Below are 4,029 nucleotides of genomic sequence, written 5' to 3'. Positions count from 1 at the left end.
CGAGATATTTCGTGGTGATGATGGGAAACATTATGAGAAGTTCGCTGATGGAAGTATAAAAGAGTTTAAACATAATATACCTAAAGGATGGGCCATAGTTTATTTACCAGACATTTGTGCATTAGAAGATGGCTCAATAAAAAGAGGTCCTTTTGGTAGTTCTATAACAAAGTCAATGTTTGTTCCGAAAGGAGAACATACATATAAGGTTTATGAACAAGGTAATGCTATAAGAAAAACTATAGATTATGGAGATTATTGGTTAAAAGAGAGTGATTATATACGTTTAAAAAATTTTTCAATAAAAGCAGGAGATGTTTTAATATCTTGTGCAGGTACTATTGGAGAAATCTTTCAAATACCTTCAAATTATTATAATGGAGTTATAAATCAAGCATTATTAAAACTTACGTTAAACTCAGATATAATAGATTCACAGTATTTTAAATGGATGTTTACGAGTTTGATTAATACACTAAAAGAGCATTCTATAGGCTCAGCGATAAAAAATTTAGCTTCAATAAAATTTTTAAAATATGAAGTTCCTATGTTATTGCCTCCGCTATCCGAACAACAACGAATAGTAGAAGTAATCGAATCAGCTTTAAAAAAAGTAGATGAATATGCTGAAAGTTATAATAGATTAGAACAGCTAGATAAAGAATTTCCAGATAAACTAAAAAAATCTATTCTTCAATATGCTATGCAAGGAAAATTAGTTGAACAAGACCCAAATGATGAATCAGTCGAAGTTTTACTTGAAAAAATACGAGCAGAAAAGGAAAAACTCTTCGAAGAAGGCAAGATTAAAAAGAAAGATTTAGAGATTCCAATTGTTTCCCAAGGAGATGATAACTCTTATTATCTGAATAACATTAAAATTGAAATAGATTTTCCAAGAAGATCAACTTGGTTGCTAGCTCCTTTAGAAAAAATTGTAACAACTATTTCAGCTAAGCCTTATCAAATAAAACAGTCTGAAATTGTAAAAGAGGGCAAGATTCCAGTAGTTAGTCAATCTAAAATATTAGTTGAAGGATTTTCTAATAATTTTTCTAAGATTCTAGACTATAAAACAGACGTTGTAATATTTGGTGACCATACAAGAAATCTTAAGATTATAGACTTCCCTTTTGTTGTTGGTGCAGACGGAGTAAAAATTCTGTCTCCAATTTGCTTATCTGCAAAATTTTTAAAATACCACTTAGACTATACGCTATTATTTGTTAGGAACAGGGGCTATGCTCGACATTATTCGTATCTAAAATCTAAAATAATAGGTATTCCTTCAGTTTTAGAACAAAAGAGAATTGTCGCTAAAATTGACTTACTTTTTCAAAAAGTTTCTCAGCTTTAGTAATTATTAATTTTTGTGTACGTATACCTGGAAAATTAATTATAGTTTGAGAAAATCTAGTTTTGTTTAATATAGGAATAGTGGTAGATGATGTATTGTTCTTGAATTGTTTTTGCATAAAATCAGACTGTATAGCTAAAAGTAAAAATTTTGAGTTGACAAAATTAAATACTTCTATGCCATGCATTTGTTGATTGAACGCTCCATCAACACGAACAATCCCAGCAATTCCAATATTTCCAATACCATTTATTAAAATAGAACCTGCTTTTATTTTTCTGGATTTTGTATTTCCTAGAACCGATAAATATTCAGTTGCATTGTATAGTTCTCCTTGTAATAAATCAGCAGGTTTATAGAATGGTATTTCGCCACCGTAGTTTTCAGGGCTATTTTTAGATGGCGTGTTACCAGTACTAATTATTCCTATATAATTTAATGTTGTCTGTACCCAATTCATAGGTATCTTCCCATAATAAGAGCCATAATCACAAAAAAATAGCAGATAGTCAATTTGACCACCTGTTATTTTTTTACCAATTAACAATTTTATCTACAATATTTTGTTGTTCGGTAGCTGTTTTTCTTAGATAAATTCGAGTAGTCTCTATACTTTCGTGTCCCATCAAATCTGCGAGCAAAGCAATATCGTTATACTTCGCTAAAAAATTCTTAGCAAATAAATGTCTAAAAGAATGAGGGTAAATTACTTTAGGATTCATTTTGTATTTATCGGCATAATTTTTTAACTGTTGAGCAACTCCTCTTGCTGTAATTGGTTCGTTAAATTTATTCAAAAATAAATAACCACTTCGGCGATTTTCTGATTCTAACCAACTAAGACAACTATTTCTTAATTTTCTAGGAATGTACAGTCTACGAATTTTCCCACCTTTTGAGTAAATATCAAAATAACCTACTTCGACGTGTTCTACTTTTAATTTAATAAGTTCACTTACACGAGCCCCAGTTGCACCTAAAAACCAAACGACAAAATGCCATTTTAAAATACCATCTTTTTTCAAACTACGTTTAAGAAAAAGGTAATCAGCATGGCTAATGACATCTTCTAAAAACGGTTTTTGCTGTACTTTGACAAATTTTAATTTCAAATCATCATGACCAATAAAAGCCAGATATTTATTTACTCCTTGTAGTCGCAAATTGACAGTTTTAGGTTTAAAATTGTCTAATAAATATCCTTTGTATTCAAATAAATCTTCCATTCTGAGTTCGTAATTCTCCAAGAAAAATCGAACACCATAAAGGTATGAGCGTACAGTATTTTCAGCTAAACCAGCTTTCTTCAAATATAATTCAAAATCTTTCAACGTAAAACTCCTATCTTATGTTTGATAGAAATTCCTCCGCACAAAAGACTATTATACTAAATTAGTTGGTTAATTTGTGAGAATATTTGAGTGATTTTACTTGATATACGTTTTTGTTCTTGGATTGGAGGAAGGGCAACTATAAGTTCTTTAAATAACGTTTTATTAAGATGAGGGATTGCAGATCCAGTTTTTGAATTTTTTAAAAGTTCTTTTTTGCTGTCTATATATAAATCTATATATTTCTTTGACCCAACTTCCAGATAGTGAATTTTCTTAAACGTTGACCCCATATATCCATCATTAGGTATCATAAATAACTCTCCTGAATTTTCTCCATCTACAAGAATTACTGTATCTTTTGAATGTACTTTATTACCTTTTTCTTTAAATTCAGCATCCTTAATCCCTCGTAAAGTTTTTGCATCCCAATAAATAAGACGTTCATTTTGTTGTTTAGTTCCATTATCCAATTGCAATAAATTTTTTAATTTCAAAAGTTGCCAAGTATTTGGTACTTCCTCATAATAAGAGTTATCATCTCCTTGGGAAACAATTGAAATCTCTAAATCTTTCTTTTTAATCTTACCTTCTTCGAAGAGTTTTTCCTTTTCTGCTCGTATTTTTTCAAGTAAAACTTCGACTGATTCATCATTTGGGTCTTGTTCAACTAATTTTCCTTGCATAGCATATTGAAGAATAGATTTTTTTAGTTTATCTGGAAATTCTTTATCTAGCTGTTCTAGTCTATTATAACTTTCAGCGTAAATTTCAACCTTTTTCAAGGCTCGTTCAATTTGAGCAACAATCCGTTTTTGTTCGGCGAGGGGTGGAAGGGGGAGGAGAGTTTCCTTTAACATTTTTTGAGTAACTTGAAAAATTGTAGTTGTGTTTGCATCGTCAAGCTGACTTCTGAAATGACTTGATTGAAAAAAATAGTTCATAAAAGTGGAGTAAACGGATATAGGACGAATTACTGACATAAATGCACCAAAACTCGTTTTCGTCTTTAAATTTCCGACAATAGCTGTCTTTCCGACAAGCTGCTTACTACCACTTCTAACAGCCATTAAAATATCATTTTTGTTTAGCCACTCATTTTCCTTTATTATCGTTTTTTCAGATACAAAGGCTAAATCTAGTGTGCTAATTTTCCCGTTTTTAATATTATTAGCCTTATAGATAGGTATTCCTGTTTCTTGAACTTCACTCGGTTTAAAAGTCAGCCCAATATTTGTAGTACAAATATTACCAACCCTCACCCACTCCCAATTCTCAGGAATATCATAAGGAACATCAATTTCTTGAGCACTTCCATCAGCGAACTTCTCATAATGTTTC

4 protein-coding genes are annotated in these 4,029 nt (G+C 30.7%); 1 reads left to right on the top strand and 3 read right to left on the bottom strand.

The annotated features are described in order from the left end of the window. Positions 1-1,357, top strand: a 1,357-nt coding sequence (locus RWQ73_RS07810) for a restriction endonuclease subunit S (protein ID WP_314407814.1), incomplete at its 5' end; no start/stop codon positions are given. Here RWQ73_RS07810 and RWQ73_RS07805 read toward each other — a convergent pair. From RWQ73_RS07805 to RWQ73_RS07795, 3 genes are all read right to left on the bottom strand, one after another. After that, positions 1,317-1,817 carry a restriction endonuclease subunit S gene (locus tag RWQ73_RS07805; protein WP_007284928.1) on the bottom strand — a complete coding sequence of 167 codons (501 nt, stop codon included), beginning with the start codon at positions 1,815-1,817 and terminating at the stop codon, positions 1,317-1,319. The two genes, RWQ73_RS07810 and RWQ73_RS07805, sit on opposite strands and share 41 nt — an antisense overlap. A 73-nt stretch (positions 1,818-1,890) precedes the next feature. Beyond that, the gene (gene psrA, locus RWQ73_RS07800; RefSeq protein ID WP_314407812.1) at positions 1,891-2,688 is read right to left on the bottom strand and encodes a tyrosine-type DNA invertase PsrA; all 798 of its coding nucleotides are present in this window, start codon (positions 2,686-2,688) and stop codon (positions 1,891-1,893) included. 56 nt (positions 2,689-2,744) lie between these two features. Beyond that, a partial coding sequence (locus tag RWQ73_RS07795; RefSeq protein ID WP_314407810.1) for a restriction endonuclease subunit S occupies positions 2,745-4,029 on the bottom strand: 1,285 nt, incomplete at its 5' end.

The organism is uncultured Gemella sp. (assembly GCF_963525875.1).
GTDB lineage: Bacteria > Bacillota > Bacilli > Staphylococcales > Gemellaceae > Gemella.
The sequence above is the reverse complement of the archived record's forward strand: the minus strand, read 5'-3'. Positions and strand labels throughout refer to the sequence as shown.